This is a genomic window from Pseudomonas sp. EA_15y_Pfl1_P101 (genome assembly GCF_963970835.1).
Lineage (GTDB): Bacteria > Pseudomonadota > Gammaproteobacteria > Pseudomonadales > Pseudomonadaceae > Aquipseudomonas > Aquipseudomonas tritici.
In genome coordinates, this window is record NZ_CAXAPA010000013.1 from 146,904 (window position 1) to 172,257 (window position 25,354).

A 25,354-nucleotide genomic window follows, 5' to 3' on the forward strand; every position below is an offset into this window, starting at 1 on the left:
CGTGCCCACAGTTGAAATGGAACGTCGCCAGGTGGTGGTGATCGGTGCCGGTCCGTCCGGGGCCATCGCCGCTGCGCTGTTAAAGCGCAAAGGCCATGATGTATTGATCATCGAGCGCCAGCATTTTCCCCGCTTCTCGATTGGCGAAAGCCTGCTGTCCCACTGCATCGACTTTATCGAAGAAGCCGGCATGCTCGACGCCGTACAGGCGGCGGGTTTCCAAGTGAAAACCGGTGCCGCATTCGCCTGGGGCGAGCGCTACAGCGCGTTTGATTTCAGCGATACGTTCAGCAACGGCAAGCCCACCACCTTCCAGGTGCAGCGCGGCGAGTTCGACAAGTTGCTGGCGGATCAGGCAGCCGTTCAGGGCGTAGAGATCCGCTACGGCGAAACCATCGTCGGTGTGGATTTCAGCGGCGAGTGCCGCTACCTGCACGTACGTCGCGAAAACGGCAGCGAGTACCACCTCAAGGCCAAGTTCGTGCTCGACGCCAGTGGCTACGGCCGTGTGTTGCCGCGCCTGCTGGACCTAGACGTACCGTCGACTTTTCCGGTGCGCCAGGCCGTATTCACCCACGTTGAAGACCGCATCGAACACCCGGGCTTCGACCGTACCAAGATCCTCGTAACCACCCACCCGACCCAGCGCGATATCTGGTTCTGGACCATCCCGTTCAGCGACGGCCGCTGCTCGGTGGGCGTGGTCGCGGCCAAGAGACATTTCGACGGCCGCGACGGCGACCTCGATGCCTGCCTGCGGGGCTTTATCGATGAAACCCCGAGCCTGTCCGGCGTGCTGCAAAACGCTGTGTGGGATACGCCGGCGCGCACCATCGGCGGCTATTCGGCCAACGTCAAAACCCTTCACGGCCCAGGCTTTGCACTGCTGGGCAACGCGGCGGAATTCCTCGACCCGGTGTTTTCCTCCGGGGTAACCATCGCCATGCGTTCGGCGAGCATGGCCGCCGGCGTGCTGCACCGTCAGCTCAAAGGTGAAACCGTCAACTGGCAGACCGAGTTTGCAGAGCCGTTGAAGCGAGGTGTCGATACCTTCCGCTGCTACGTCGAAGGCTGGTACGCCGGGACCTTCCAGGATGTGATTTTCCATCCGGACAGCTCGCCGGAGATTCGTCGGATGATCAGCGCGATCCTCGCCGGCTACGCGTGGGATGAACGCAACCCGTTTGTCAGCGAGCCCAAGCGACGGTTGCGCATGTTGTCGGAGATTTGTGCGAGTGAACCGGTATGAGCAGCCAGTATTTAAGTAAGAACTACGTCGAGGAAACCAAATTTGGCCTCTGGTTCCTGCGCAGTCACACCTGGCAGCATCGCGTGTTACGCGTGGCGATCAACGACTTGCGCAGCCTGTTCACGGAGCCATTGCCTGAGGCGCCGGTACTGCTGGACGCCGGTTGCGGTCAGGGCAAATCCTTCACGCTGTTGCAGCAGGTATTTGCGCCTTCACGGTTGATCGGCCTGGACGCAGACCCCCACAGCCTGGAGTTGTGCCAGGTTGAGGCCACGCGCCAAGGGTTGAGCGTCGAGCTGATCGGCAGCGACTGCGCCACCCTCGACGTGCCAGACGCCAGCGTCGACATCCTGTTCTGTCACCAGACCTTCCACCATCTGGTTGAACAGCACCGCGCCCTCAAAGAGTTCTATCGTGTACTCAAGCCCGGCGGCTATCTGCTGTTTGCCGAGTCCACCGAAGCCTATATCGACACCTGGGTCATCCGTTGGCTGTTTCGCCACCCCATGCACGTGCAGAAAAGCGCCGAAGAGTACTTGCAGATGCTCCGCGAGCAGGGCTTCGAGTTTGGCCCGCAGAACGTCTCGTACCCGTATTTGTGGTGGAGCCGCTCCAGCGACTTCGGCCTGCTCGAGCGCTGGGGCCTGCGCCAGGCGCCGCCAGTGGGCCAGCGCGAAGAAACCCTGGTCAACTGCGTGGCACGCAAACCCCTGGCGAGTACTGCCCCATGATACGCATGCTGTTGATGGGCTGCCTGTTGCTGCTGAGTGCCTGCGCCAGCCAGCCACCGCTGCCCGAGAAAACGCCGGTCCTGGCCCTGCCGCTGCAGCTGCATGTGCAGCGCCTGGCCGACGGCCAGAGCCAGGACTGGCTGCTGGTGATCCAGCGCGAAGGCGCGGCGATTCGGTGGTCGATGATGGACCCGCTGGGCATCCCACTGGCCCGGCAAAAGCTGATCAATGGCGAGTGGCAGGCCGATGGCTTGCTGCCGCCCAATCCGCAGGCCAGGGAGCTGTTTGCCGCATTGCTGTTTGCGCTGACATCGGCAAATGACGTGCGCGCGCTTTACCCCAGCGCGCAGGCGATGGACCTGACGCGCACCCTGCCGGGGCATTGGCAGATCGTGTATCAATCGTCCGAGGTCTTCAGCGTGAACATGACGGGGAAGCCCTTGAGCTACCGCATCACGCCGCTCGGGGCTGCCCGATGACCGCCTACCTCAACGCCCTGGGCATAATCTGCGCCCTCGGCCGTGGCCAGGCCGAGGTCAGCCGCAGCCTGTTTGCCGGTGACTGCTCGGGCATGCGCGCCGAAAGCGGCTGGGTGCCGGAGCGCGTGCTGCCGGTGGCCGGTGTGCACGGCGAACTCGCCACCATCCCGCTAGAACTGGGCCAGCAGAGCAGCCGCAATAACCAGTTGCTGCTGGAAGCAGCGTTGCAGATCGAAGACGAGATCCGACAGGCGATCAATACCCACGGCACATCACGGGTGGGTATTGTGCTCGGCACCAGCACCTCGGGCATCGACGAAGCCAGTCGCGGGATTGCCCATTACCTGCGGGAAAACCAGTTCCCCGGCGACTACGACTACCAGCAACAGGAACTCAGCGCCCCGGCAAACTTCCTCGCGGACTGGCTGCAACTGAGTGGCCCGGCCTACGTGATCTCCACCGCCTGCACCTCCAGCGCCCGCGCGCTGATGAGTGCCCAGCGCCTGCTGGACCTGGGCGTGTGCGATGCAGTGATCTGCGGCGGCGTCGACAGTTTATGCAAGTTGACCCTCAATGGCTTTACCGCGCTGGATGCCGTGTCGAACGAGCGCTGCAACCCGTTTTCGGCGAACCGCAACGGCATCAATATCGGCGAAGCAGCGGTGTTGTTCCTGATGAGCAAGGAACCGGCGCCGATTGCCCTATTGGGCAGCGGCGCGAGTTGCGATGCGCACCATATTTCCGCGCCCGAACCCTCCGGCAAAGGTGCTCTGAAATCAATGTGCAAGGCGCTAACCAGCGCAAAGTTGCAGCCCGAACAGATCGGTTATCTGAACCTGCACGGCACCGCCACCCAGCATAACGACGCCATGGAAAGCCTGGCCGTCGCCAGCCTATTCCCGGAAGGCGTGCCCTGCTCGTCGACCAAACCCATGAGCGGGCATACCCTGGGCGCAGCCGGCGCCCTGGAAGCGGCGTTCTGCTGGTTGAGCCTGGTCCATAAGCGGGTGCCGCCGCATGTATGGGACGGCCAGCCCGACCCGGCACTGCCCGCCCTGCAGTGGGCGCAGGCCGCGCAAGCCCTGGAAAAACGCTGCCTGATGAGCAATTCGTTTGCCTTCGGCGGCAACAATGTCAGCCTGATTATCGGAGAGGCCCCATGATCGATTGGCCACTCGCCGAACTGCTGCCCCATGCCGGCGACATGATCCTGATCGACCAGGTGCTGTCGTTCGATGAAGAGCAGATTCACACCCGCGCGACCATCAAGCCCGGCGGCCTGTTCAACCGCCCGGACGGCAGCCTGCCGGCCTGGGTCGGCATCGAGTTGATGGCACAAAGCGTCGCCGCCTATGCCGGTTGCCGCGCCCGCCAGAAAGGCAAAGCGGTGGAACTGGGCTTCCTGCTCGGCACACGTAAGTTCGAGTGTAACGTGGAGCACTTCCCGGCAGACGCCGAGCTGACGATCCACGCCCTGCGCTCCCTGGAAGACGACAACGGCATGGGTGTGTTCGAATGCCACCTTACCGGCAGCGGTATCCAGGCCAGCGCCCGCTTGAATGTATTTCGACCGCCCCAGGCGGCCACCTATTTAGATGAATCGAAGGACGAAACGCCATGACTGAATCCGTACTGGTCACCGGCTCCAGCCGTGGCATCGGCCGCGCCATCGCACTGCGCCTGGCACAGGCCGGGCATGACATCGTGCTGCATTGCCGCAGTGGCCGTGCCGAAGCCTGCGCGGTACAGGCCGAGGTTGAAGCCCTGGGACGCCAGGCGCGGGTGCTGCAATTCGATGTGGCGGATCGCGCGACGTGCAAGGAAATCCTTGAAGCCGACGTAGAGCAACACGGCGCCTATTACGGCGTGGTGCTCAACGCCGGTCTGACCCGTGACGGTGCGTTTCCGGCGCTGTCGGAAGACGATTGGGATGTGGTGATGCGCACCAATCTCGACGGTTTCTACAACGTCCTGCACCCGGTGATGATGCCGATGATTCGTCGTCGCGCCGCCGGGCGCATTGTGTGCATCACCTCGGTTTCCGGGTTGATCGGCAACCGTGGCCAGGTTAACTACAGTGCCTCCAAAGCCGGGTTGATCGGTGCGGCCAAGGCCCTGGCCATCGAACTGGGCAAGCGTAAGATCACCGTCAACTGCGTCGCACCCGGCTTGATCGACACCGCGATGCTGGATGAAAACGTACCGGTGGAAGAGCTGATGAAGATGATCCCGGCGCAGCGCATGGGCACGCCTGAAGAGGTGGCCGGCGCAGTGAACTTCCTGATGTCGACCGAAGCCGGCTACATCACGCGCCAGGTCCTGGCGGTGAATGGAGGCTTGTGCTGATGAAACGCGTCGTAGTGACCGGTATGGCCGGCATGACCTCCCTGGGCGGTGATTGGGCGACCATTGCCGCCAACTTCCGCGCCAACCGCAGCGGCATCCGGCGCATGGACGAGTGGGACCGTTTTACTGAATTGAACACCCGCCTGGCCGGGCCAATCGACGATTTTGTCGTGCCCGCGCACTGGACGCGCAAGCAACTGCGCAGCATGGGCCGGGTGTCGCGCCTGGCGGTGTGGGCCGCGGAGCAGGCGTTGCAGGACGCCGGTTTGCTCGGCGATGAGTCGATCAAGGACGGGCGCATGGGCGTGGCCTGCGGCTCGTCCACCGGCAGCACCGACGAGATCAAGGCGTTCGGCAACATGCTGCTGAACTCGGTGGCCGAGGGACTGAATGCCAACTCCTACGTGCGCATGATGCCGCACACCACGGCGGCGAATATCAGCATCTTCTTTGGCCTCACCGGACGGCTGATTCCTACGTCAAGCGCCTGCACCAGCGGCAGCCAAGGCATCGGCTATGCCTATGAGGCGATCAAGTTCGGCCGCTTGCCATTGATGCTCGCCGGCGGCGCCGAAGAACTGTGCCCCACCGAAGCCATGGTGTTCGACGCGCTCTACGCCACCAGCCTGAAAAACGACGCGCCGCAAACCAGCCCACGCCCCTATGACAGCGGGCGCGATGGCCTGGTGATCGGCGAAGGCGGCGGGATGCTGGTGCTCGAAGAACTGGAACACGCCCTGGCGCGGGGTGCGCATATCCACGCCGAGCTGGTGGGCTTTGGCAGCAACGCCGACGGCCAGCACACCACGCGTCCGGAGCAGAAAACCATGCGCCGCGCGATGGAACTGGCCCTGGAAGATGCCGGGCTTGAGCCTTCCGCGATTGGCTACGTGAACGGTCATGGTACTGCCACCGACCAGGGCGACATCGCCGAGACGCAGGCCACCAGCAGCCTGTTCGGCGCCCGCATGCCCATCAGTTCACAGAAGAGCTTTCTCGGTCACACCCTGGGTGCGTGCGGCGCACTGGAGTCGTGGTTCAGCATCGAGATGATGAACCGCAACCAGTACGTACACACCTTCAACCTGGATTCAGTGGACCCGCAATGCGGCGAGCTGGATTACCTGCAAGGTGAATTCCGCGAGATGCACAACGATTACGTGATGAACAACAACTTTGCCTTTGGCGGCGTCAACACCTCGCTGATCTTCCGCCGCTGGTCCTGACTTTTTAATCGATTGGTGAATACGCAATGTCTTCCTTGCTACGCGCGACCCTGATCACCCTGGCCTTGCTGACCACCGCTGGCTGCACCAGCAAACCAGTGCTCAACACCCAGCACGACCTGCCGGCCACTGCCCAGGTCAGCGAAGAGAAAATGAAAACGGTGATCGTCAACGCCCTGCAAAAGCGCGAATGGACGGTACAACGCCTGAGCCCGCAATTGGTGCAGGCCGAGATCACCGTGCGTAACCAGTACTACGCCGCCATCGACATCCGCTACACCCGCAACAGCTACGCCATCACCTACCGCGACAGCCGCGAACTGGGCTACAAAGACGGCAAGATCCATCGCAACTACAACCGCTGGGTGAGCATGCTGGACCGCGACATCATGGCGGCGTTGCGCAGTAATGGCGTGAGTGAGTCTGGGAATGCGGCGCAGTTGTTTGAGCAGACGGGCACTTCGAAATAAAACTGGCGCTCGCTGCGCGCCAGAAACGACAAAGATCAAAGGTGGGAGTTGGCTTGCCTGTGATGCGGACGACTCGATGGATCAGGTATGCCGAGGGGATGCTATCGCAGGCAAGCCAGCTCCCACATCGATCTGCTTCGCTTTGAAGTACGCGTTCTTACTGAGCGGATTTACGCGTCAACAACTCCACAAACGCCGCTGCCATCGGCGTCTGCGCGCCTTTTCGCTGCACCAGCCACACCGCCGTCACCGCCTCCGGATCCAGCAGCGTGCGATACACCACCCCGTCGATCCGTATGCGCTGATAGGAGGCCGGCAACACCGACACGCCCAGCCCCGCCGCGACCAGGCCAATGATGGTCATCGCCTCCCCCGCTTCCTGGGCAAAGTGCGGGCTAAACCCGGCGTCACGGCACAGGCTGAGCAACTGCGCGTAGAGCCCACTGCCATAGCTACGCGGGAAAAACACGAACGGTTCTTCCGCCAGCTGCGCCAGGTGCAGACCATGCTCACTGCCAGCTACCAATGGATGGCCGGCGTTCATTACGGCCACCAGCGGTTCGCGCATCAGCTCGACCACACTCAATGAATCCGGCAACGGCAATGGCCGCATCAGCCCGACCTGAATAGACTCATCCACCAGCGACTCGGCCACCTCGGTGCTGCTCATCTCCTGCAGATTGAGGTGCACCGCCGGAAACGCCTGGCGAAACGCAAAGATCGCTTGGGGAATGCTGGAGTTAAACGGTGCCGATGACGTGAAGCCGATCTTCAATTCGCCCAGCTCACCCAACTGCGCCCGGCGCGCCACGTCCGCCGCTTTGTCGACCTGAGCCAGCACCAATCGCGCCTCATGCAGGAACAACCGTCCCGCCTCGCTCAGCTCGACCCGACGATTGGTACGCTCAAACAAACGTGCACCCACTTCCTGTTCCAGCGCCTGAATCTGCTGGCTCAGCGGCGGCTGCGAGATGCCTAGCACCTGCGCAGCCCGGCCAAAGTGCAGTTCTTCGGCGACGGCAATGAAGTACCGCAAGTGACGCAATTCCATACAGGCCTCATTAGGTCGTAAAAGCTATCAAACAGGTCGAACAATATATTGGAAAGAATCATTAGCCAGCTATATTCTTTTTTGCATGGCCGGTCCTGGCACGCTCTTCCTCCCCGAGGTCCCCGTGAATTCTGCTGTCGCTCCACTCGCTCAAGAAGTCCCGCCCACTGCCCTGGATGAGGTGGTGGCCCAGCTCAATGACGCGTACATCGAAAAAGGCACACCGATGTTCATGCGTACGGTACTCGCGCTGTTCTCCGGGGGGTTCGCCACCTTTGCCCTGCTGTATTGCGTGCAACCGATGATGCCGGCGCTGTCCCACGAGTTTTCCATCAATGCAGCGCAAAGCAGCCTGATCCTGTCCGTGTCCACTGCGATGCTCGCGCTGGGCCTGCTGATTACCGGGCCGATTTCCGACACCCTGGGACGTAAACCGGTGATGGTCGCCGCGCTGTTCTGCGCGGCGCTCGCGACGATTGCCAGTGGTTTGATGCCTTCCTGGGAGGGGATTTTATTCATGCGCGCGCTGGTGGGCCTGTCACTGAGCGGCCTGGCCGCCGTGGCCATGACCTACCTGAGCGAGGAAATCCACCCGCAGCACATCGGCCTGGCCATGGGCCTGTACATTGGTGGCAACGCGATTGGCGGCATGAGCGGGCGCCTGATCATCGGCGTGTTGATCGACTTCGTCAGTTGGCACACCGCAATGCTGATCATTGGCGCCCTGGCGCTGATCGCCGCCACGGTGTTCTGGAAAATCCTCCCCGAATCGCGCAACTTCCGCGCCAGCAGCCTCAAGCCGCGCAGCCTGGTGGACGGTTTTGTCATGCACTTCAAGGACGCGGGCCTGCCGTGGCTGTTCCTTGAAGCGTTCCTGCTGATGGGTGCGTTCGTGACGATGTTCAACTACATCGGCTATCGCCTGCTGGCCGATCCCTACGGCCTGAGCCAAGCCGTGGTCGGCCTGCTGTCGCTGGTCTACCTCTCGGGGATCTACAGCTCAGCGAAAATCGGCTCCCTGGCCGACCGCCTCGGCCGCCGTCGCGTATTGTGGGCCACCATCGTGCTGATGCTTGCGGGCATGACGCTGACCTTGTTCACACCGCTATGGCTGATTGTGCCGGGCATGCTGATCTTCACGTTCGGCTTCTTCGGCGCCCACTCGGTGGCCAGCAGCTGGATCGGCCGCCGCGCGGTGAAGGCCAAGGGGCAGGCGTCTTCGTTGTACCTGTTCTGCTACTACGCGGGATCGAGTGTGGCGGGGACGGCGGGTGGGTTCTTCTGGCACTATGCCGAATGGAACGGGATTGGGGCGTTTATCGTGGCGTTGTTGATTGGAGCGTTGCTGGTGGCGTTGAAATTGGCGAAGTTGCCGCCGTTGCAAGGTGCAAAAAGCACGTAACACCTGCGCCTCTAGCGGTTCTGCCGGGCCAAGGTACACTGACGGCATTCGTCAGCCTTGGTAAAGGAAAGCCAGATGCGCCTGGACCAGCTTCATATTCAGAATTTTCGTTGCTACGATGAGGCCACTTTTGACTTCCAACCCGGGTTTAATCTGGTCGTGGGGGTTAATGGGAGCGGCAAGACTTCGTTGCTGCAAGCGGTGGCGTCAAGCCTTTGCAACTTCTCAGGCGCCATGGGCAGACACGAGGCCCATATATCAGATCAAGATGTACGGTTTACCGTTCAGCAATTCAATGACCGTTTCAGGTATGAGCACATCTATCCACTGGTGTTGAGTGCTACAGGTTCTGCTTTTGGCCTCACCAATTGGAAGATTTCCAAGGATCGTAAAGACCAGTCACAAAGCCACAACTATGAAATTCATACGACCCTCTCAAAAAAAATCGATCACCTAGATTCAGAGCATATCTTCGATCTTCCACTGTTTACTTTCTACCGAGCTAACCGCCGATGGACATCGGCCCAAGTGTCTCCCGAACTTGCAGCGACACAGAAATCGTCAAGACTCGATGCGTATGTAGATTGGTTTGATGCAGCTGTAAATTTACAAAATTTTGAAAGTTGGTTCATAGGAAAAACTCTAGAACGCTTACAACGTATTTCCCGATCAGACTCTTCACGGGATTTTGACGATGAGCTTCATTGGGTAAATACAGCGCTAAAATTTGCATTACCTGACTCGAAAGGCATTGAGTACGACTTGGGGCTTCGTACGTTGCTAGTGCATGTCGACGAACAGATTAGTTTGCCTTTTAGCAGTTTAAGCGATGGGCAACGCGGCATGATCGCTCTGGTTTCAGATATTGCCAGACGTATGTGTCTCCTAAACCCTCACATGGGAAGTCGAGTTTTAGAAAACACCTATGGCATCGTTATTATTGATGAGCTCGATATCCACCTGCATCCCGGATGGCAGCGCAGTATTGTTTCAGCGCTGAAAAACGCATTCCCGAAGATCCAATTTATTGCTGCCAGTCACTCACCGCAAATAATCGGTGGTTTGAAGCCTGGTGAAATCATGCTCTTGAATAAAAGGGATGCCTCACACCCTCACGTTTCCTACGGACTTGACTCCAGCAGAGTTCTGGAGGAAATCATGGGAGTCTCCGAACGCGAACCAGAAATTGAAACGCTCCTCAGCGAACTCTTCAGTACCCTCGAAGACAATGACTTTAAAAAAGCCAAAGCTCAGCTTCAAGCACTCAAGGAAAAAGCTCCCGGCCTTCCCGAGTTCTTAAGAGCTGAGGCGTTTCTTAAGCGTAAGGAGATGATTGGTCGATGAAGCGAGTTATCAAAGGCACTGAACCTGCATCATTTACCGAGTGGAAGTCGATGGCGAATGAAGCGTGGTCTCCCACCTATTCAGAGCTACGACATCCACAGAAAAAAGAGCTACATGCCAGCCTGCTGACCGAACAAGGTTATGCCTGTTGTTATTGCGGAGACAAAATCACCCTGGACTCGAGCCATATTGAACACTTTCGCCCCCAGAAAAACCATAGTCATTTGGACTTGGAATACACCAATCTCCACGCATCCTGCCAAGGTGAAACGGAAACGCCCAAGCCGGCACATTGCGGCCATAGCAAGGGGAGTGACTTCTGCGAAGATTCTCATATATCTCCGCTAGAGGATAACTGCGAAAGCCGTTTCAGATTTACATTACTGGGTGAAATCAAAGGCAGTAATGACGATGTTTCTGCCGAAGCTATGATCGAACTGCTCGCACTTGACATTGAGTTCTTGAATAGCCGCCGCAAGGAAAAGCTGGAAGGTGTTTTCGATAACGACTTTCTAGCTGATTTCACGATTGAGGAGCTGGAGAAAATCATCCAGCGATCTCGTCAGCCCCTCAGCGGTCAACATGAAGCTTTCGATCATGTCGTTGCCCGCTACGCGGAGCAGCTACTCGGACATTAACCAACAAAAACGCCCGGCATAAACCGGGCGTTTTCTATTGTGCGACGATCACTCGTGGTATTGCGCCGACAACTCGTGCACCGCACGCAGGAAGGCACCGGCATGTTCCGGGTTCACTTCCGGCGTAATGCCATGACCGAGGTTGAATACATGCCCGGTGCCCTTGCCGTAGCTGGCGAGGATACGGCCGACTTCGGTGCGGATCGCTTCCGGCTTGGCGTACAGCACGGTCGGGTCCATGTTGCCTTGCAGCGCCACACGGTTGCCCACGCGCTGACGGGCTTCGCCAATGTCGCACGTCCAGTCCAGGCCGAGTGCGTCTGCACCTGCGTCAGCAATGCTTTCCAGCCATAGGCCGCCCCCTTTGGTGAACAGGATGACCGGAACCTTGCGGCCTTCGTGTTCGCGGATCAGGCCGCTGACGATTTTGCGCATGTAAGCCAAGGAGAACTCCTGGTAGGCCGCTGCCGACAGGTTGCCGCCCCAGGTGTCGAAGATCTGCACCGCTTGCGCGCCAGCCATGATCTGGCCGTTGAGGTAGCTGGTAACCGACTGTGCCAGCTTGTCCAGCAGCAAGTGCATGGCTTGCGGGTTGTCGTAAAGCATGGCCTTGGTCTTGCGGAAGTCTTTCGACGAACCGCCTTCGACCATGTAGGTGGCCAGGGTCCATGGGCTGCCGGAGAAGCCGATCAGCGGCACGCGGCCGTTGAGTTCACGGCGGATGGTGCTGACGGCGTCCATCACGTAGCCCAGGTCCTTGTGCGGGTCCGGGATCGGCAGGGCTTCGATGTCGGCCAACGTGCTGACGACTTTCTTGAAACGCGGGCCTTCGCCGGTTTCGAAGTACAGGCCTTGGCCCATGGCGTCAGGGATGGTGAGGATGTCGGAGAAGAGGATGGCCGCGTCCAGTTGCGGATAGCGGTCCAGTGGCTGCATTGTGACTTCGCAGGCGAACTCCGGGTTCATGCACAGGCTCATGAAGTCGCCGGCGTGGGCGCGACTGGCGCGGTATTCCGGCAGGTAGCGACCGGCCTGGCGCATCATCCACACGGGGGTGACGTCCACGGGTTGCTTGAGCAGGGCACGAAGGAAACGGTCGTTCTTCAGGGCAGTCATGTCGGCATCCGCAAAAAAAGTGCGGGCATTTTCTCAGAGCCAGAAGGAGAAAGACAGTGACTAGCGACAAGCTACAAGCGGCAAGTTAAAAGCGCATTTGCTTTCACTTGCCGCTTGCAGCTTGAAACTGGCAGCTAACATCGCTAGACGTTCAGGTAATCCAGAATCCCTTCGGCAGCGTTACGGCCTTCGAAGATCGCGGTCACTACTAGGTCAGAACCGCGCACCATATCGCCACCGGCAAAAATCTTCGGGTTGCTGGTCTGGTGCTTGTACTGGCCTTGTTCCGGGGCTACAACGCGACCCTGGCTGTCGGTCTGAATCTCGAACTGCTCGAACCACGGCGCCGGGCTTGGGCGGAAGCCGAAAGCGATGACAACGGCGTCAGCCGGGATGATCTCTTCAGAACCCGGGATCGGCTCAGGGCTGCGACGGCCACGGGCGTCCGGTTCGCCGAGACGGGTCTCGACCACCTTCACGCCTTCGACGCGGTCTTCACCGACGATAGCGATCGGCTGGCGGTTGTAGAGGAATTTCACGCCTTCTTCCTTGGCGTTCTTCACCTCTTTGCGCGAGCCGGGCATGTTGGCTTCGTCACGACGGTACGCACAGGTCACCGATTTGGCGCCCTGGCGGATCGACGTGCGGTTGCAGTCCATCGCGGTGTCACCACCGCCGAGCACCACAACCTTCTTGCCTTTCATGTCGACGAAATCTTCCGGCGACTTTTCAAAGCCCAGGTTGCGATTCACGTTGGCGATCAGGAAGTCCAAAGCGTCATGCACACCCGGCAGGTCCTCACCGGCAAAGCCGCCCTTCATGTAGGTGTAGGTGCCCATGCCCATGAACACGGCATCGTATTCGGCGAGCAACTGCTCGATGGTCACGTCTTTGCCGATCTCGGTGTTCAGGCGGAATTCAATGCCCATGCCGGTGAACACTTCACGCCGGTTGCTCAGTACGGTTTTTTCCAGCTTGAACTCGGGGATGCCAAAGGTCAGCAGGCCACCGATTTCCGGGTTCTTATCGAACACCACCGGGGTTACGCCACCCCGTACCAGCACGTCGGCGCAGCCCAGGCCAGCAGGCCCGGCACCGATGATCGCGACGCGCTTGCCGGTCGGCTTGACCTTGGACATGTCCGGGCGCCAGCCCATGGCGAACGCGGTGTCGGTGATGTACTTCTCGACCGAACCGATGGTTACCGCACCGAAGCCATCGTTGAGGGTGCACGCCCCTTCACACAGACGGTCTTGCGGGCACACCCGGCCGCACACTTCCGGCAGGGTATTGGTCTGGTGCGACAGCTCGGCGGCGGCGAGGATGTTGCCCTCGGCCACCAACTTGAGCCAGTTGGGAATGAAGTTGTGCACCGGGCACTTCCATTCGCAATACGGGTTACCGCAACCCAGGCAGCGGTGGGCCTGGTCGGCCGAGTGCTGGGGTTTGAAGGGTTCGTAGATTTCCACGAACTCTTTCTTGCGTTGACGCAACAGTTTCTTCTTCGGATCTTTGCGCCCGACATCGATGAACTGGAAGTCGTTATTCAGACGTTCAGCCATGTTAAAACCTCATCAAACTCTTCAGGCGCATGTCACTGCGGGTTGGCACGGATGCTGGAAAGCAACGATTTCAGGTTGGCCGCCTTGGGCTTGACCAGCCAGAAACGACGCAGGTAATCATCGAGGTTTTCGGCGAGGTTACGACCCCATTCGCTGCCGGTTTCCTCAACGTACTCGTCCAGCACGTGCTGCAAGTGGTTCCGATAGGATTCCATGGCTTCGCCGCTGATCCGCTGGATCTCGACCAACTCGTGGTTGACCTTGTCGACGAAGGTATTGTCCTGGTCGAGCACGTAGGCGAAACCGCCGGTCATGCCTGAACCGAAGTTGTAACCGGTCTTGCCCAATACGGCGACAAAGCCCCCGGTCATGTACTCGCAGCAGTGATCGCCAGTGCCTTCCACCACGGTGTGAGCACCGGAGTTACGCACGGCGAAACGCTCACCGGCGGTACCGGCGGCGAACAACTTGCCACCGGTGGCGCCGTACAAGCAGGTGTTGCCGATGATGGCACTGTCCTGGCTCTTGTAGACGCTGCCTTTAGGCGCAACGATCACCAGCTTGCCGCCGGTCATGCCCTTGCCCACGTAATCGTTGGCATCGCCTTCCAGGTACATGTGCAGACCACCGGCGTTCCACACGCCAAAGCTCTGGCCCGCAGTGCCGTTGAAGCGGAAGGTAATTGGCGCCTTCGCCATGCCTTGGTTGCCGTGCTTGCGCGCGATTTCGCCGGAGACGCGTGCGCCGATGGAACGGTCGCAGTTGCAGATATCCAGGGCAAATTCGCCACCGCTGGCGTCGTTGATCGAGGCGCCGGCCATTTCGACCATCTTCTCGGCCAACAGGCCTTTGTCGAAGGGTGGGTTGCGGTCCACTTGGCAAAACTGTGGCTTGTCTGCCGGGATGTGGTCGCTGCCCAACAACGGCGTCAGGTCCAGGTGCTGTTGCTTGGCGGTCTGGCCTTCGAGGATCTCCAGCAGATCGGTGCGCCCGATCAGCTCTTCCAACGAACGCACGCCCAGCTTGGCCAGCCACTCACGGGTTTCTTCGGCGACGTAGGTGAAGAAATTCACCACCATGTCGACGGTGCCGATGTAGTGATCCTTGCGCAGCTTCTCGTTCTGCGTCGCCACACCGGTGGCGCAGTTGTTCAGGTGGCAGATGCGCAGGTATTTGCAGCCCAGGGCAATCATTGGCGCAGTGCCGAAGCCGAAGCTTTCAGCGCCGAGGATTGCAGCCTTGATCACGTCGAGGCCGGTTTTCAGGCCGCCGTCGGTCTGCACACGGACTTTGCCGCGCAGGTCGTTGCCGCGCAGGGTCTGGTGAGTTTCAGCCAGGCCCAGTTCCCATGGCGCGCCGGCGTACTTGATGGAGGTCAGCGGGGATGCGCCGGTGCCGCCGTCGTAGCCGGAGATGGTGATCAGGTCGGCATAGGCCTTCGCGACACCCGCGGCAATGGTGCCCACACCGGCTTCCGCGACCAGTTTCACCGAGACCAGGGCCTGCGGATTGACTTGTTTCAGGTCGAAAATCAGCTGCGACAAATCTTCAATCGAGTAGATATCGTGGTGCGGTGGTGGCGAGATCAGCGTCACGCCCGGCACTGCGTAACGCAGCTTGGCGATCAAACCGTTGACCTTGCCGCCGGGCAGTTGGCCGCCTTCGCCAGGCTTGGCGCCTTGGGCGACTTTGATCTGCAGCACTTCGGCGTTGACCAAGTACTCCGGGGTTACACCGAAACGGCCCGTCGCCACCTGTTTGATTTTTGAGCTTTTTAGGGTGCCGTAGCGCGCCGGGTCTTCACCGCCTTCGCCGGAGTTGGAACGCGCACCCAGGCGGTTCATGGCTTCGGCCAGGGCTTCGTGGGCCTCAGGCGACAAAGCACCGAGGGAAATACCCGCGGAGTCGAAGCGCTTGAGGATCGATTCCAGCGGCTCGATTTCGCTGATGGCCAGCGGCGTGTCCAGGGTTTTCACTTTGAACAGGTCACGGATCATCGACACCGGGCGGTTATCCACCAACGCAGTGTATTGCTTGAACTTGGCGTAGTCGCCCTGCTGCACGGCGGCTTGCAGGGTGCTGACCACATCCGGGTTGTAGGCATGGTATTCGCCACCGTGCACGAACTTGAGCAGGCCGCCTTGTTGGATCGGCTTGCGCGCGCTCCAGGCTTCCGCGGCCAGGGCTTTCTGTTCGGCTTCGATGTCGACGAAACGCGCACCCTTGATGCGGCTTGGCACGCCACGGAAGCTCAAATCGCAGACTTCTTCGGACAGGCCGATGGCTTCGAACAACTGCGCGCCACGGTACGAAGTGACAGTGGAGATACCCATCTTCGACAGAATCTTCAACAGGCCCTTGGTGATGCCTTTACGGTAGTTCTTGAACACCTCGTAGAGGTCGCCCAGCACCTCACCGGTACGGATCAAATCACCGAGCACTTCGTACGCGAGGAACGGGTACACCGCCGAAGCGCCGAAGCCGATCAACACCGCAAAGTGGTGCGGGTCGCGGGCTGTGGCGGTTTCGACGAGGATGTTGGAGTCGCAACGCAGGCCTTTTTCGGTCAGGCGGTGGTGTACCGCACCGGTCGCCAGGGATGCGTGGATCGGCAGCTTGCCCGGCGCGATGTGACGGTCGGTCAGCACGATCTGGGTACGACCGGCGCGCACGGCTTCTTCGGCCTGGTCGGCGACATTGCGCACAGCGGCTTCAAGGCCGAGGCTCTCGTCGTAGTTCAGGTCGATGCTCTGGCGGTCGAAGCCTGGGCGTTCCAGAGTCATCAGCGAGCGCCACTTAGCCGGGGACACGACCGGCGAGCTGAGGATCACGCGGGAGGCATGCTCAGGCGATTCCTGGAAGATATTGCGCTCGGCACCGAGGCACACTTCCAGGGACATTACGATGGCTTCGCGCAGCGGGTCGATCGGCGGGTTGGTCACCTGGGCGAACTGCTGGCGGAAATAGTCGTACGGCGTACGCACACGCTGGGACAGCACGGCCATTGGCGTGTCATCGCCCATGGAGCCGACCGCCTCGTAGCCTTGCTCACCGAGCGGACGCAGCACCTGGTCGCGCTCTTCAAACGTGACCTGGTACATCTTCATGTACTGCTTGAGCTGGTCGACGTCGTAGAAAGCCGAACCGTGGTCGTTGTCTTCCATGGTCGCCTGGATGCGCAGGGCGTTCTTGCGCAGCCATTGCTTGTACGGGTGACGGGACTTCAAACGGTTGTCGATGGCGTCGGTGTCGAGGATCTGCCCTGTTTCGGTGTCCACGGCGAGGATCTGGCCAGGGCCTACGCGGCCTTTGGCGATGACGTCTTCCGGCTTGTAGTTCCACACGCCGATTTCCGACGCCAGGGTAATGAAACCGTTGGTGGTGGTGACCCAACGCGCCGGGCGCAGACCGTTACGGTCGAGCAGGCACACCGCGTAGCGGCCGTCGGTCATTACCACACCAGCCGGGCCATCCCACGGCTCCATGTGCATCGAGTTGTACTCATAGAACGCCCGCAGATCGGGGTCCATGGTCTCGACGTTCTGCCACGCAGGCGGAATGATCATGCGCACGCCACGGAACAGGTCGATGCCGCCGGTGACCATCAACTCGAGCATGTTGTCCATGCTGGAGGAGTCGGAACCCACACGGTTGACCAGCGGGCCGAGCTCTTCCAGGTCCATCAGGTCGTTGGCGAACTTGGTGCGACGGGCCACGGCCCAGTTGCGGTTGCCGGTGATGGTGTTGATCTCGCCGTTGTGGGCGAGGAAGCGGAATGGCTGGGCCAGCGGCCATTTCGGCAGGGTGTTGGTGGAGAAGCGCTGGTGGAACACGCAGATTGCGGTTTGCAGGCGCTCATCGCTCAGGTCTGGATAGAAGGCGGTGAGGTCCGCCGGCATCATCAGGCCTTTATAAATGATGGTCTTGTGCGAAAAGCTGCAGATGTAGTGCTCGGTATCGGCGGCGTTGGACACGGACGAACGACGACGCGAGGTGAACAGCTTGATCGCCATGTCCTGGTCGCTCAGGCCATCGCCAGCGATGAACACTTGTTCGATCTGCGGCAGGCGCTCAAGGGCCAGGCGGCCGAGCACGCTGGTGTCGATCGGCACTTTGCGCCAGCCAACGAGTTGCAGGCCCGCAGCGAGGATCTCGCGGTTCATGTTCTCGCGAGCGGCCTCGGCTTTAACCGGGTCCTGGTTGAAAAACACCATGCCCACGGCGTACTGCTTGGGCAGGTCGACCGCGAAATGCTGTTTGGCGATGGCACGCAGGAACTGGTCGGGCTTTTGAATGAGCAAGCCACAACCGTCACCGGTCTTGCCGTCGGCGTTGATCCCACCACGGTGGGTCATGCAGGTCAGGGCCTCAATGGCCGTTTGCAGAAGGGTATGACTGGGCTCGCCCTGCATATGGGCTATCAGGCCGAAACCACAGTTATCCTTGAATTCATCGGGTTGATACAGACCTGCTTTCATAGACACTTTCTCACCAGGCTGCCTCTTATACCGAGGCAAATTTCTTTTCAATTCAACCGGTTACCTTCCACGCCGAACGTACGCCGGCTTAGCGGGGGCAAAAGGGAGGTCATTGTACACACCGACACAGACGCTCACAAATTTAGCGACGAAATGTCGCAAATCTATGTCGCATTTATGAAAGGTTTAAAGCGATATGCTGTGCTAGTCAAAACTTTTTTAATTCTGACCGCTACGACTCAAAAGCTACGTGACGCAGACACCACAAAGCGCGCGGCCTTCAGGGCTGCACGCTGTTGTAGTTTTTTGAGGTGCCGGGAGGGCGGCCTGGGTAAGGCCGCCGGACCTTCAGCGAGTTGTTGCGAGTTCTTGTTGAACGCTGGCAACAGTGCGAGGCCAAGGTTTACCAGCCTGAACCTTCGCTGGCAAGGATTTGATCGCGGAATCTGCGGCAGCGCGGCTGGAGAAGCTGCCGTAGGTGATCACGTAGAGAGGCTTGCCGTTAAGCATTTTCTTGAAATAACGGTACTCGCCGCCCTGCTCTTTCACGAACGCCTGGGCATTGGCTTCCGAGCTGGTGCCAAGGATCTGCACCACGAAGTTGCCGGTTGGCTGGCTGGCGTACCAGCTGCTGCCAGCGGCGCCGGCTTTGGCGACAGTGGCGGCTGGTTTTTCAGCAGGCTTGGCAGCCGGAGCTGGCTTGGCGGCAGGTGCTGGCGCGACCGGCTTGGTCACTGGCGCAGGCTTGGCAGTGGCCACCGTAGGCGCAGGTGTTGGCGTGGCAGCCGGCTGGCCCGCTGGCACGCCCGCAGGTGGTGCGGTGGTGGTCACGGTCGGCGGCGTAGCGCTGGAACCTTCCACCGGCACACCGTCGTCACCTTCGGCAATGCCACCCGCTTCTTCAGCGAGCGGGCCGCGCATGACGGGCTGGCCGACCATCGGCAGGTTGGTCGGTTGGCCGGAGTTGGCAAACTCAACGTTTGGCGTGGGCTTACCCAGTGGCAACTGCGCCTGTTCGGTTGGCGCGCCGGCAGTGGTCGGTGCTTTGCTGCGACCCGGGATCAACCAGGCAGCCGCTACAGCGACCACGACAACGGCGGAAATCGCCAATACGTGCTTCTTAGGCATAGTGAACCCCATCTTTGGACGCTTGACCGCGGTGCGGCTGGCAATCATGGCTTCGATCATGGCATCGCGGGCAACCTGATTGATGTTGCCAGGCCAGCCGTCGGAGCTTTCGTGAATATCAGAGATCTGCGCAGCGGAGAAAAGTTCGATACCCGCCCCGGCGCCCTCCAGGCGTTGAGCCAGGTATTCGCGAGTTTCTTCCTCTTCGTACGGCTGCAGCTCGATGACGTGGAACAGCTCCTGATCACCACTGATCTGCTCGAGGTCGGCGATCAACGACGACTCGCCAAACAGGAACACGTGCGGGCGACCTTCCGGCGTGCCCGCCGCCAGCGCCAACAGCGCTTCCAGAGCCGATTCGTCGAGCTGCTCGGCGTCATCCACCAGCAGGTAGACTTCCTGGCCGGTCAGACCGAGCTGCACAACCTGCTTGAGGATCGCGTTCGGCTCGGCTGTGGCCACGTCCAGCGCCTGGGCAACCTGGCGCAACACGCCGGCCGCATCACCGGCACCACGGGCTGACACCACCACACTCTGTACCGACTGCTTGTTGGTGCTAGCCACCAGGGCCTGGCGCAGCAGCGTCTTGCCGCTGCCCAACGGGCCGGTCACGACCAGCAGCAGTTGGCTGTAGCGCGCCAGGTGATGCAACTGACCAAGCACCGGTTTGCGCTGGGCCGGGAAAAATTTGAAACCAGGCACCCGTGGAGCAAAGGGGTCGTGGCTTAACTGGTAGTGGCCGAGGAACGCCTCGTCGGCATGCAAACTAGTCATCGGGTCTGATTAACCTTTCAGCTGAGCCAGGGCACGGTAATCCGCTCCCAGCGTGGCTTGTAAAATCTCTTTTGGATAATCGTCGGTCACTACCGCTTCGCCCATGTGGCGTAGCAGCACCAGTCGCAGTCGACCGTCGATCACTTTCTTGTCTATCGCCATATGTTCGAGGAAGTCCGCCTCAGTCATCTCCTCAGGCGGGATGACCGGCAAACCGGCGCGCTGGAACAGGTGGATACCGCGATCACGCTCCTGGGCGCTGATCCAGCCCAAGCGTTGCGACATCTCCAACGCCATCACCGTGCCAGCAGCCACGGCCTCGCCATGTAGCCACACACCATAGCCCATGTGCGTTTCGATCGCATGGCCGAAGGTATGGCCCAGATTTAACGTGGCCCGCACACCGGACTCCCGTTCGTCGGCATTCACCACCAGCGCCTTGGCGGCGCAGGAACGGGAAATCGCTTCGGTCAGTGCCACCTGGTCGAGGTTGCGCAATGCGTCTACATGCTCTTCCAGCCAGGTCAGGAATGGCTCGTCGCAGATCAACCCATACTTGATGACTTCCGCCAGGCCAGCCGACAATTCGCGCGGTGGCAGGGTGTTGAGTGTCGCGGTGTCGATCAGCACGGCTTGAGGCTGATAGAACGCGCCCACCATGTTCTTGCCCAGCGGGTGGTTGATACCGGTCTTGCCGCCCACCGACGAATCGACTTGGGACAACAGAGTGGTCGGCACCTGGATAAAGTCCACGCCACGCTGGTAACAGGCGGCTGCGAAGCCGGCCATATCACCGATCACGCCGCCGCCCAAAGCAATCACCGTGGTGCGGCGGTCATGGCGTGCGGTCAGCAAGCCATCAAAGATCAGTTGCAGGGTTTCCCAGTTCTTGTGGGCTTCGCCGTCGGGCAAGATCACAGAAATAACCGAGTACGCCGACAGGCTGCGGCTCAAACGCTCAAGATACAGCGGCGCGACCGTTTCGTTGGAGATGATCGCCACTTGCCGCCCGGCAATGTGCGGTGCGAGCAACTCGGGCTGGTCCAGCAGACCTTCGCCAATATGGATCGGGTAGCTGCGCTCGCCTAGATCGACCTTAAGTGTCTGCATGTGTCCCCGCGTTAGAGATGTATTGACGACCGGCAACGTCAAGATCTGACATCACCTGATGGCTCTACGCCACACCCCGCAGGGTGATAGCGCGCCGCCGAGAATAGCGCATTTCGGGCCCAGCTTTAACGGGGTGGCAGCCGTTGCAGACGCTCGAGAATGTCGAGGACCACCATCCGAGGGGGCCGCTCATCGGTTTCCACCACCAGATCGGCGATCTCCCGGTACAGCGGATCGCGCAGCATGAGCAGGTCCCGCAGGGTTTTTTCCGGGTTGGCCGTACGCAGCAATGGTCGATTGCGATCGCGGGCGGTGCGGACCACCTGCTGCTCGACTGACGCATGCAGATAGACCACCCGACCACCGGCATGCAGCGCGCGGCGGTTTTCGTCGCGCATCACCGCGCCACCGCCAGTCGCCAACACCACGCCATCGCAGCCACACAGCTCGGCGATCATCGCCTGCTCGCGGTCACGAAAGCCCAGCTCGCCTTCCTTATCGAAGATCCATGGGATATTGGCACCCGTGCGCAATTCAATTTCCTTGTCGGAATCTTTGAATGGCAGGCGCAGCTCTTTGGCCAGCAAACGGCCGATGGTGCTTTTTCCAGCTCCCATCGGTCCTACAAGAATCAAATTTCGCACAGAATCAACGACTCACAGCAATCGCCTGGTTATTCATAATACGCGGAGTCAGGAATACCAGCAGCTCGGATTTTTTCTCCGCCAGCACATCGCGCCGGAAAAGGCGGCCAAGATACGGCACATCGCCCAAAAATGGCACTTTATCTACCACTTTGCTTTGGGTATTGGAGAAGACCCCGCCGATAACAATGGTCTCGCCATCCTTCACTAACACCTTGGCATTGACCTCGTTTTTCTTGATCGGCGGCACGTCGTTGAGTTTGTTCAAGTAATCGGGCTCATCCTTGGTGACCTTGACCTCCATGATTACGCGGTCGTCGGGGGTGATTTGCGGGGTGACCTCCAGCGACAGCGACGCCTCCTTGAACGACACTGAAGTGGCGCCACTGGAACTGGATTCCTGATAAGGAATCTCGGTGCCCTTGAGGATGCGCGCGGTTTCCTTGTCGGAGGTGACCACTTTGGGTTGCGAAACGATTTCTCCGTTGCCGGTTTTCTCCATGGCGGTGAGTTCCAGGTCCAGCAGCAGGTTATCGGTGATAAAGGCGATGCCCAGGCCCGAGGTGCCGGTCAGCGAACCCAAATCGACAAAGGGTGAGCTGGGTGGGTTCTCAGGCGGTTCCGCACCTTCAGACTGAGGCTTGGGGATACCTCCCGCGCCCCAGTTTCCGCGATTCAGCCGGCCACCCCAGCGCGCGCCCAGGCTTTTGTCGTAATCGACATTGGCCTCGACAATCCGCGCTTCAATCATTACCTGGCGCACCGGAATATCCAGCTGAGCCACGATCCGCCGCAGCTCCTCCATCCGTTCCCCGGTCTGGTAGGCAATGATGTTGTTGGTACGATCATCGACCGCCACCGAGCCACGCTCATCGGTGACGCCCTCAAGGCCCGTGACTGATTGGAACAGCTTGGCCAGGTCCGCCGCCTTGGCGTAGTTGACTTGCAACAGCTCACGGCGCAACGGCGCCAGTTCGGCCATTTGCTTGCGCGACTCAAGGGTCAGCAGCTCACGCGCGGCCAACTCCTCGGCAGGCGCCACCAGTAATACACCGGACTTTACCCGCTTATCCAACCCCTTGGCTTGCAGCACCAGGTCCAGCGCGTGGTCCCAGTGCACATCCTTGAGGCGCAGGGTGATCGAGCCCTGCACATCGTCGCTCGCTACCAGGTTGAGGCCCGCCACATCGGCAATTTGCTGCAACGCGGTACGTAACTCGATGCTCTGGAAGTTAAGGTTCAGCTTGTCGCCTGTGTAGGCGCTTGACATGGCGCTGCCGGGAGGCGGCAACTGGATCAAATCCACGCGACTGGGCACAGCACTAGCCATCGGTGCCGTGAACGCTATCCATAGCGCCACACCGACGGACGAAAAAGTCCTTTTCATTGTTTGATTCCGTTATGAGTTGAGGTTTAACACCAGCGTTCGGGGACGCTCGATCCAGGCGCCCTGACCATCAGGAAACAGCTCGACCAGTTCTATGTAACCTTCGTGGATGGCAGTGATACGCCCATGGTCCGGCCCCAAGTAGTCACCGACCGCCAGGCGGTGCACGTTGGATGCCGCACGCAGCAGGGCGAAAGCTCGCACCCCAAGGGACAGCGTGCCGACCATTTCAAACTGTTCCATAGGTAGACTTTCCAGTACACCACGTGGCCGGGCGAGGTCTGGCGCGCGGGCTGGCCGACCAGACACGTGGTCTACCTGAATGGCAAGCAATTGAAAAGGATCGCGCAGCCCCAATGAGTCGTAGACAAACGGCTGCCCTTGCCCGCCTCGCCCACCGCCCTGGGCATGCCAGTAAGTCTTGGCCAGCAGGTCAAGGCGTAAAAGCTTGCCATCACGCCTAAAGGCCACATCGTGCACCGTGGCGATGCGCGACAGGCCACCCAGGCCACTCAGGAACATCGCGAGGTCGTGATAAGCGCCCGCGACACCGATCTGCACAGGTTGTTCGTGATAGAACGGACGCGACAACTCATCCAACGGGGTGACGCTCTCAACCAGCAAACCATTGGCCAGTGCCAGACGCGCAACGTCTTCCAGCAAGCCGGGCATTTCTGACTCGCTCGGCAATGCCTGCAAAAGCTCATCGACCTTCGCCTGCATCAACTGAAGCTGTTGCGTGCGCGCCTCAAGGCTGGCAGCCAGGACAGTTTTTTGTGCGACTTGCTGCTGCAGGGCCACTTCCCGCGCCTCAACTTGATGTAACCGCGCCCGCGAAGGACTCAGGTACGTCAGGTCACCCACCACAAATACCAGACCCGTCAGCGCACAGCCCAACAGGGCCTTGCCGGGTAAGGGCCATTTTGCAGCGTTGTGAGTGAGTGCAGAAAGATTGAGCCTCAGCAGGCTCAAGGTTGAGCCTCGGTGGACTCTCCCTGACGGACCATCAGCTGGAACTCATTGTTGCCGCGCGCGCCATCCGTCCGCACATGTTGCAGCCGCGTCGAATGGGCGCCTTGCGCGGCCTCCAGGCGGCGCATCAACCGGGCGATGTCCTGGCTGGATTCAGCGCTGCCGCTGATACTTACCGTATCGCCCTTCGCCAGCACTTCATGCAGGTGTACACCGTCAGGCACCGCACGCGCCAACTGATCCAACAGCTGAGCACCATTCGAGCGGGCATCGTGCAGGTCTTGCACGACCTTCATGCGCTGCGCCAGTTGCTGGCTTTGCTCCTGCAGGTCATCGATGGTCTTGATGCGCGAATCCAGGCCGGTGATTTCCTTGCCCAGATGGTCATTGCGAGTCACCTGACGATCAATGGCTTGGTCGATCACCTGATCCGCCAGCCACACAGTCCCCAGCGCCGCACAAGCGAACGCCAGCAAACACGCCAGCAAATTCTTGCGACGCCGCTCTGCCAGCGACTGGCGCCAAGGCAGTAGGTTGATTCGTGTCTTCAAGCGAAACTCCTCAGGGCCAACCCGCAAGCAATTCCCATCCCTTGGGCATCCAGGGCCCATTGTGCACTATCCACTCGATGGCTCGGCGTGAAGCTTGCGAAATCCTGACTGCAAGCGCGCGCCAATGCAAACGCGTCGACATCGACCACCTTCGGCACCAGCCCCGCCAGGGCCAAAACTGCCTCGCGGGCTTCCACCTGATCCTTGAGGCATGCAGCGAGCAGTACCTCGACACGGCCTGGGTCAAGTGCAGTCGGCCCGCGCACCTGAAAGTCGATGGCCACCTCATCCAATGGATAAGGAATGTACTGGTCTGCCTCCATCTGGATCATCCAGGTCATCTCATCGTCTGTGAGCCCCGCTTCCATTTCGATCATCCGCGTGATCACCGAAGGCCCGGCCACAGAGGCGGCAGCACCACGGGCCGACGTCGATAACCGCGACAACGCACTGCGCAAGGTGCGCCCTACACCTTCGAGATCGAGGAATGTGCCGTCGACCACCGTGTGCGCAGGCAATGCCTGTGTAACATAGCCTTGAACGTTGAACCCCGAAACTGAGCGACCCAGCTCGATCAGCCGGATGCTCGTGTCATTGATGTCAACACCTAGCAAGGTGTCGGCTTTTCGCGTGAAAAATCCCTTTCTCATAAAACTCCCTAAAACTTTGTCTGTCATACCGCCTGATTGCCGTTGT

Annotated in this window: 21 protein-coding genes and 1 pseudogene; 11 read left to right on the forward strand and 11 right to left on the reverse strand. The window is 60.1% G+C overall.

Annotation, left to right across the window (positions count from 1 at the left end; all coding sequences use genetic code 11):
- Window position 1: 1 nt before the first annotated feature.
- From AACY36_RS20705 to AACY36_RS20740, 8 genes are read left to right on the forward strand one after another with little or no spacing between them, the layout of a single operon-like run.
- Window positions 2-1,249: an NAD(P)/FAD-dependent oxidoreductase gene (locus AACY36_RS20705; RefSeq protein WP_339427276.1), complete on the forward strand. Its 1,248-nt coding sequence runs from the start codon at window positions 2-4 to the stop codon at window positions 1,247-1,249.
- On the forward strand, window positions 1,246-1,980 hold the full coding sequence (locus tag AACY36_RS20710) for a class I SAM-dependent methyltransferase (protein ID WP_339415569.1): 735 nt from the start codon (window positions 1,246-1,248) through the stop codon (window positions 1,978-1,980). The genes AACY36_RS20705 and AACY36_RS20710 overlap by 4 nt, the downstream gene beginning before the upstream one ends.
- On the forward strand, window positions 1,977-2,459 hold the full coding sequence (locus AACY36_RS20715; protein WP_339497530.1) for a hypothetical protein: 483 nt from the start codon (window positions 1,977-1,979) through the stop codon (window positions 2,457-2,459). Before AACY36_RS20710 ends, AACY36_RS20715 begins: the two co-directional genes overlap by 4 nt.
- Complete coding sequence (locus AACY36_RS20720) at window positions 2,456-3,622, forward strand: beta-ketoacyl-[acyl-carrier-protein] synthase family protein (protein WP_339497531.1); 1,167 nt, start codon at window positions 2,456-2,458, stop codon at window positions 3,620-3,622. Before AACY36_RS20715 ends, AACY36_RS20720 begins: the two co-directional genes overlap by 4 nt.
- Complete coding sequence (locus tag AACY36_RS20725; protein WP_339415566.1) at window positions 3,619-4,080, forward strand: hotdog family protein; 462 nt, start codon at window positions 3,619-3,621, stop codon at window positions 4,078-4,080. Before AACY36_RS20720 ends, AACY36_RS20725 begins: the two co-directional genes overlap by 4 nt.
- Window positions 4,077-4,805, forward strand: coding sequence for a 3-oxoacyl-ACP reductase FabG (gene fabG / locus AACY36_RS20730; protein ID WP_339415565.1), 729 nt, complete (start codon window positions 4,077-4,079; stop codon window positions 4,803-4,805). The genes AACY36_RS20725 and fabG overlap by 4 nt, the downstream gene beginning before the upstream one ends.
- Window positions 4,805-6,031, forward strand: a complete 1,227-nt coding sequence (locus AACY36_RS20735; RefSeq protein ID WP_339415564.1) for a beta-ketoacyl-ACP synthase — start codon at window positions 4,805-4,807, stop codon at window positions 6,029-6,031. Before fabG ends, AACY36_RS20735 begins: the two co-directional genes overlap by 1 nt.
- A gap of 26 nt (window positions 6,032-6,057) precedes the next feature.
- Window positions 6,058-6,501, forward strand: coding sequence for a hypothetical protein (locus AACY36_RS20740; protein ID WP_339415563.1), 444 nt, complete (start codon window positions 6,058-6,060; stop codon window positions 6,499-6,501).
- 157 nt (window positions 6,502-6,658) lie between these two features.
- Here AACY36_RS20740 and AACY36_RS20745 read toward each other — a convergent pair whose 3' ends face one another.
- Window positions 6,659-7,552, reverse strand: coding sequence for a LysR family transcriptional regulator (locus AACY36_RS20745; RefSeq protein ID WP_339415562.1), 894 nt, complete (start codon window positions 7,550-7,552; stop codon window positions 6,659-6,661).
- 124 nt (window positions 7,553-7,676) lie between these two features.
- On the opposite strand from AACY36_RS20745, the gene AACY36_RS20750 reads away from it, so the two are divergent.
- From AACY36_RS20750 to AACY36_RS20760, 3 genes are all read left to right on the forward strand, one after another.
- Window positions 7,677-8,954: an MFS transporter gene (locus AACY36_RS20750; RefSeq protein ID WP_339427277.1), complete on the forward strand. Its 1,278-nt coding sequence runs from the start codon at window positions 7,677-7,679 to the stop codon at window positions 8,952-8,954.
- Between the two features lie 75 nt (window positions 8,955-9,029).
- Window positions 9,030-10,298, forward strand: a complete 1,269-nt coding sequence (locus AACY36_RS20755; RefSeq protein ID WP_339427278.1) for an AAA family ATPase — start codon at window positions 9,030-9,032, stop codon at window positions 10,296-10,298.
- Complete coding sequence (locus tag AACY36_RS20760) at window positions 10,295-10,936, forward strand: retron system putative HNH endonuclease (protein ID WP_339427279.1); 642 nt, start codon at window positions 10,295-10,297, stop codon at window positions 10,934-10,936. The genes AACY36_RS20755 and AACY36_RS20760 overlap by 4 nt, the downstream gene beginning before the upstream one ends.
- Window positions 10,937-10,984: 48 nt before the next feature.
- On the opposite strand, the gene hemE is transcribed toward AACY36_RS20760, so the two are convergent.
- The 10 genes and pseudogenes from hemE to pilM form a co-directional block, all read right to left on the reverse strand.
- On the reverse strand, window positions 10,985-12,052 hold the full coding sequence (hemE, locus tag AACY36_RS20765; protein ID WP_339415560.1) for a uroporphyrinogen decarboxylase: 1,068 nt from the start codon (window positions 12,050-12,052) through the stop codon (window positions 10,985-10,987).
- A 143-nt stretch (window positions 12,053-12,195) separates the two neighbouring features.
- Window positions 12,196-13,614 (reverse strand): FAD-dependent oxidoreductase, encoded by a 1,419-nt coding sequence (locus AACY36_RS20770; RefSeq protein WP_339415559.1) that lies wholly within the window; start codon window positions 13,612-13,614, stop codon window positions 12,196-12,198.
- Window positions 13,615-13,646: 32 nt separating this feature from the next.
- Window positions 13,647-18,092: a glutamate synthase large subunit gene (gene gltB, locus AACY36_RS20775; RefSeq protein WP_339497532.1), complete on the reverse strand. Its 4,446-nt coding sequence runs from the start codon at window positions 18,090-18,092 to the stop codon at window positions 13,647-13,649.
- A 348-nt stretch (window positions 18,093-18,440) separates the two neighbouring features.
- Window positions 18,441-19,994, reverse strand: coding sequence for an SPOR domain-containing protein (locus tag AACY36_RS20780; protein WP_339427280.1), 1,554 nt, complete (start codon window positions 19,992-19,994; stop codon window positions 18,441-18,443).
- A 9-nt stretch (window positions 19,995-20,003) separates the two neighbouring features.
- Window positions 20,004-21,104, reverse strand: coding sequence for a 3-dehydroquinate synthase (gene aroB, locus AACY36_RS20785; protein ID WP_065875726.1), 1,101 nt, complete (start codon window positions 21,102-21,104; stop codon window positions 20,004-20,006).
- A 125-nt stretch (window positions 21,105-21,229) separates the two neighbouring features.
- A complete protein-coding gene (aroK, locus tag AACY36_RS20790) occupies window positions 21,230-21,748 on the reverse strand; it encodes a shikimate kinase AroK (protein ID WP_339497534.1) in 519 nt (172 codons plus the stop codon).
- Window positions 21,749-21,752: 4 nt separating this feature from the next.
- Window positions 21,753-23,009 (reverse strand): annotated as a pseudogene (locus AACY36_RS20795) (type IV pilus secretin PilQ); the annotation flags it as partial.
- Window positions 23,010-23,147: 138 nt separating this feature from the next.
- Window positions 23,148-24,107, reverse strand: a complete 960-nt coding sequence (locus AACY36_RS20800; protein ID WP_339415554.1) for a pilus assembly protein PilP — start codon at window positions 24,105-24,107, stop codon at window positions 23,148-23,150.
- On the reverse strand, window positions 24,104-24,658 hold the full coding sequence (locus AACY36_RS20805) for a PilN domain-containing protein (RefSeq protein WP_339415553.1): 555 nt from the start codon (window positions 24,656-24,658) through the stop codon (window positions 24,104-24,106). Before AACY36_RS20805 ends, AACY36_RS20800 begins: the two co-directional genes overlap by 4 nt.
- Window positions 24,655-25,308 (reverse strand): type IV pilus biogenesis protein PilM, encoded by a 654-nt coding sequence (gene pilM / locus AACY36_RS20810; RefSeq protein WP_339497535.1) that lies wholly within the window; start codon window positions 25,306-25,308, stop codon window positions 24,655-24,657. The genes AACY36_RS20805 and pilM overlap by 4 nt, the downstream gene beginning before the upstream one ends.
- Window positions 25,309-25,354 lie beyond the last annotated feature (46 nt).

Bases quoted from the DNA above. Each gene is read 5' to 3' on its own strand.
- AACY36_RS20710 (WP_339415569.1), top strand. From the start codon at position 1,246: ATGAGCAGCCAGTATTTAAGTAAGAACTACGTCGAGGAAACCAAATTT.
- AACY36_RS20715 (WP_339497530.1), top strand. From the start codon at position 1,977: ATGATACGCATGCTGTTGATGGGCTGCCTGTTGCTGCTGAGTGCCTGC.
- AACY36_RS20720 (WP_339497531.1), top strand. From the start codon at position 2,456: ATGACCGCCTACCTCAACGCCCTGGGCATAATCTGCGCCCTCGGCCGT.
- AACY36_RS20725 (WP_339415566.1), top strand. From the start codon at position 3,619: ATGATCGATTGGCCACTCGCCGAACTGCTGCCCCATGCCGGCGACATG.
- fabG (WP_339415565.1), top strand. From the start codon at position 4,077: ATGACTGAATCCGTACTGGTCACCGGCTCCAGCCGTGGCATCGGCCGC.
- AACY36_RS20735 (WP_339415564.1), top strand. From the start codon at position 4,805: ATGAAACGCGTCGTAGTGACCGGTATGGCCGGCATGACCTCCCTGGGC.
- AACY36_RS20740 (WP_339415563.1), top strand. From the start codon at position 6,058: ATGTCTTCCTTGCTACGCGCGACCCTGATCACCCTGGCCTTGCTGACC.
- AACY36_RS20745 (WP_339415562.1), bottom strand. From the start codon at position 7,552: ATGGAATTGCGTCACTTGCGGTACTTCATTGCCGTCGCCGAAGAACTG.
- AACY36_RS20755 (WP_339427278.1), top strand. From the start codon at position 9,030: ATGCGCCTGGACCAGCTTCATATTCAGAATTTTCGTTGCTACGATGAG.
- AACY36_RS20760 (WP_339427279.1), top strand. From the start codon at position 10,295: ATGAAGCGAGTTATCAAAGGCACTGAACCTGCATCATTTACCGAGTGG.
- hemE (WP_339415560.1), bottom strand. From the start codon at position 12,052: ATGACTGCCCTGAAGAACGACCGTTTCCTTCGTGCCCTGCTCAAGCAA.
- AACY36_RS20770 (WP_339415559.1), bottom strand. From the start codon at position 13,614: ATGGCTGAACGTCTGAATAACGACTTCCAGTTCATCGATGTCGGGCGC.
- gltB (WP_339497532.1), bottom strand. From the start codon at position 18,092: ATGAAAGCAGGTCTGTATCAACCCGATGAATTCAAGGATAACTGTGGT.
- AACY36_RS20780 (WP_339427280.1), bottom strand. From the start codon at position 19,994: ATGACTAGTTTGCATGCCGACGAGGCGTTCCTCGGCCACTACCAGTTA.
- aroB (WP_065875726.1), bottom strand. From the start codon at position 21,104: ATGCAGACACTTAAGGTCGATCTAGGCGAGCGCAGCTACCCGATCCAT.
- pilM (WP_339497535.1), bottom strand. From the start codon at position 25,308: ATGAGAAAGGGATTTTTCACGCGAAAAGCCGACACCTTGCTAGGTGTT.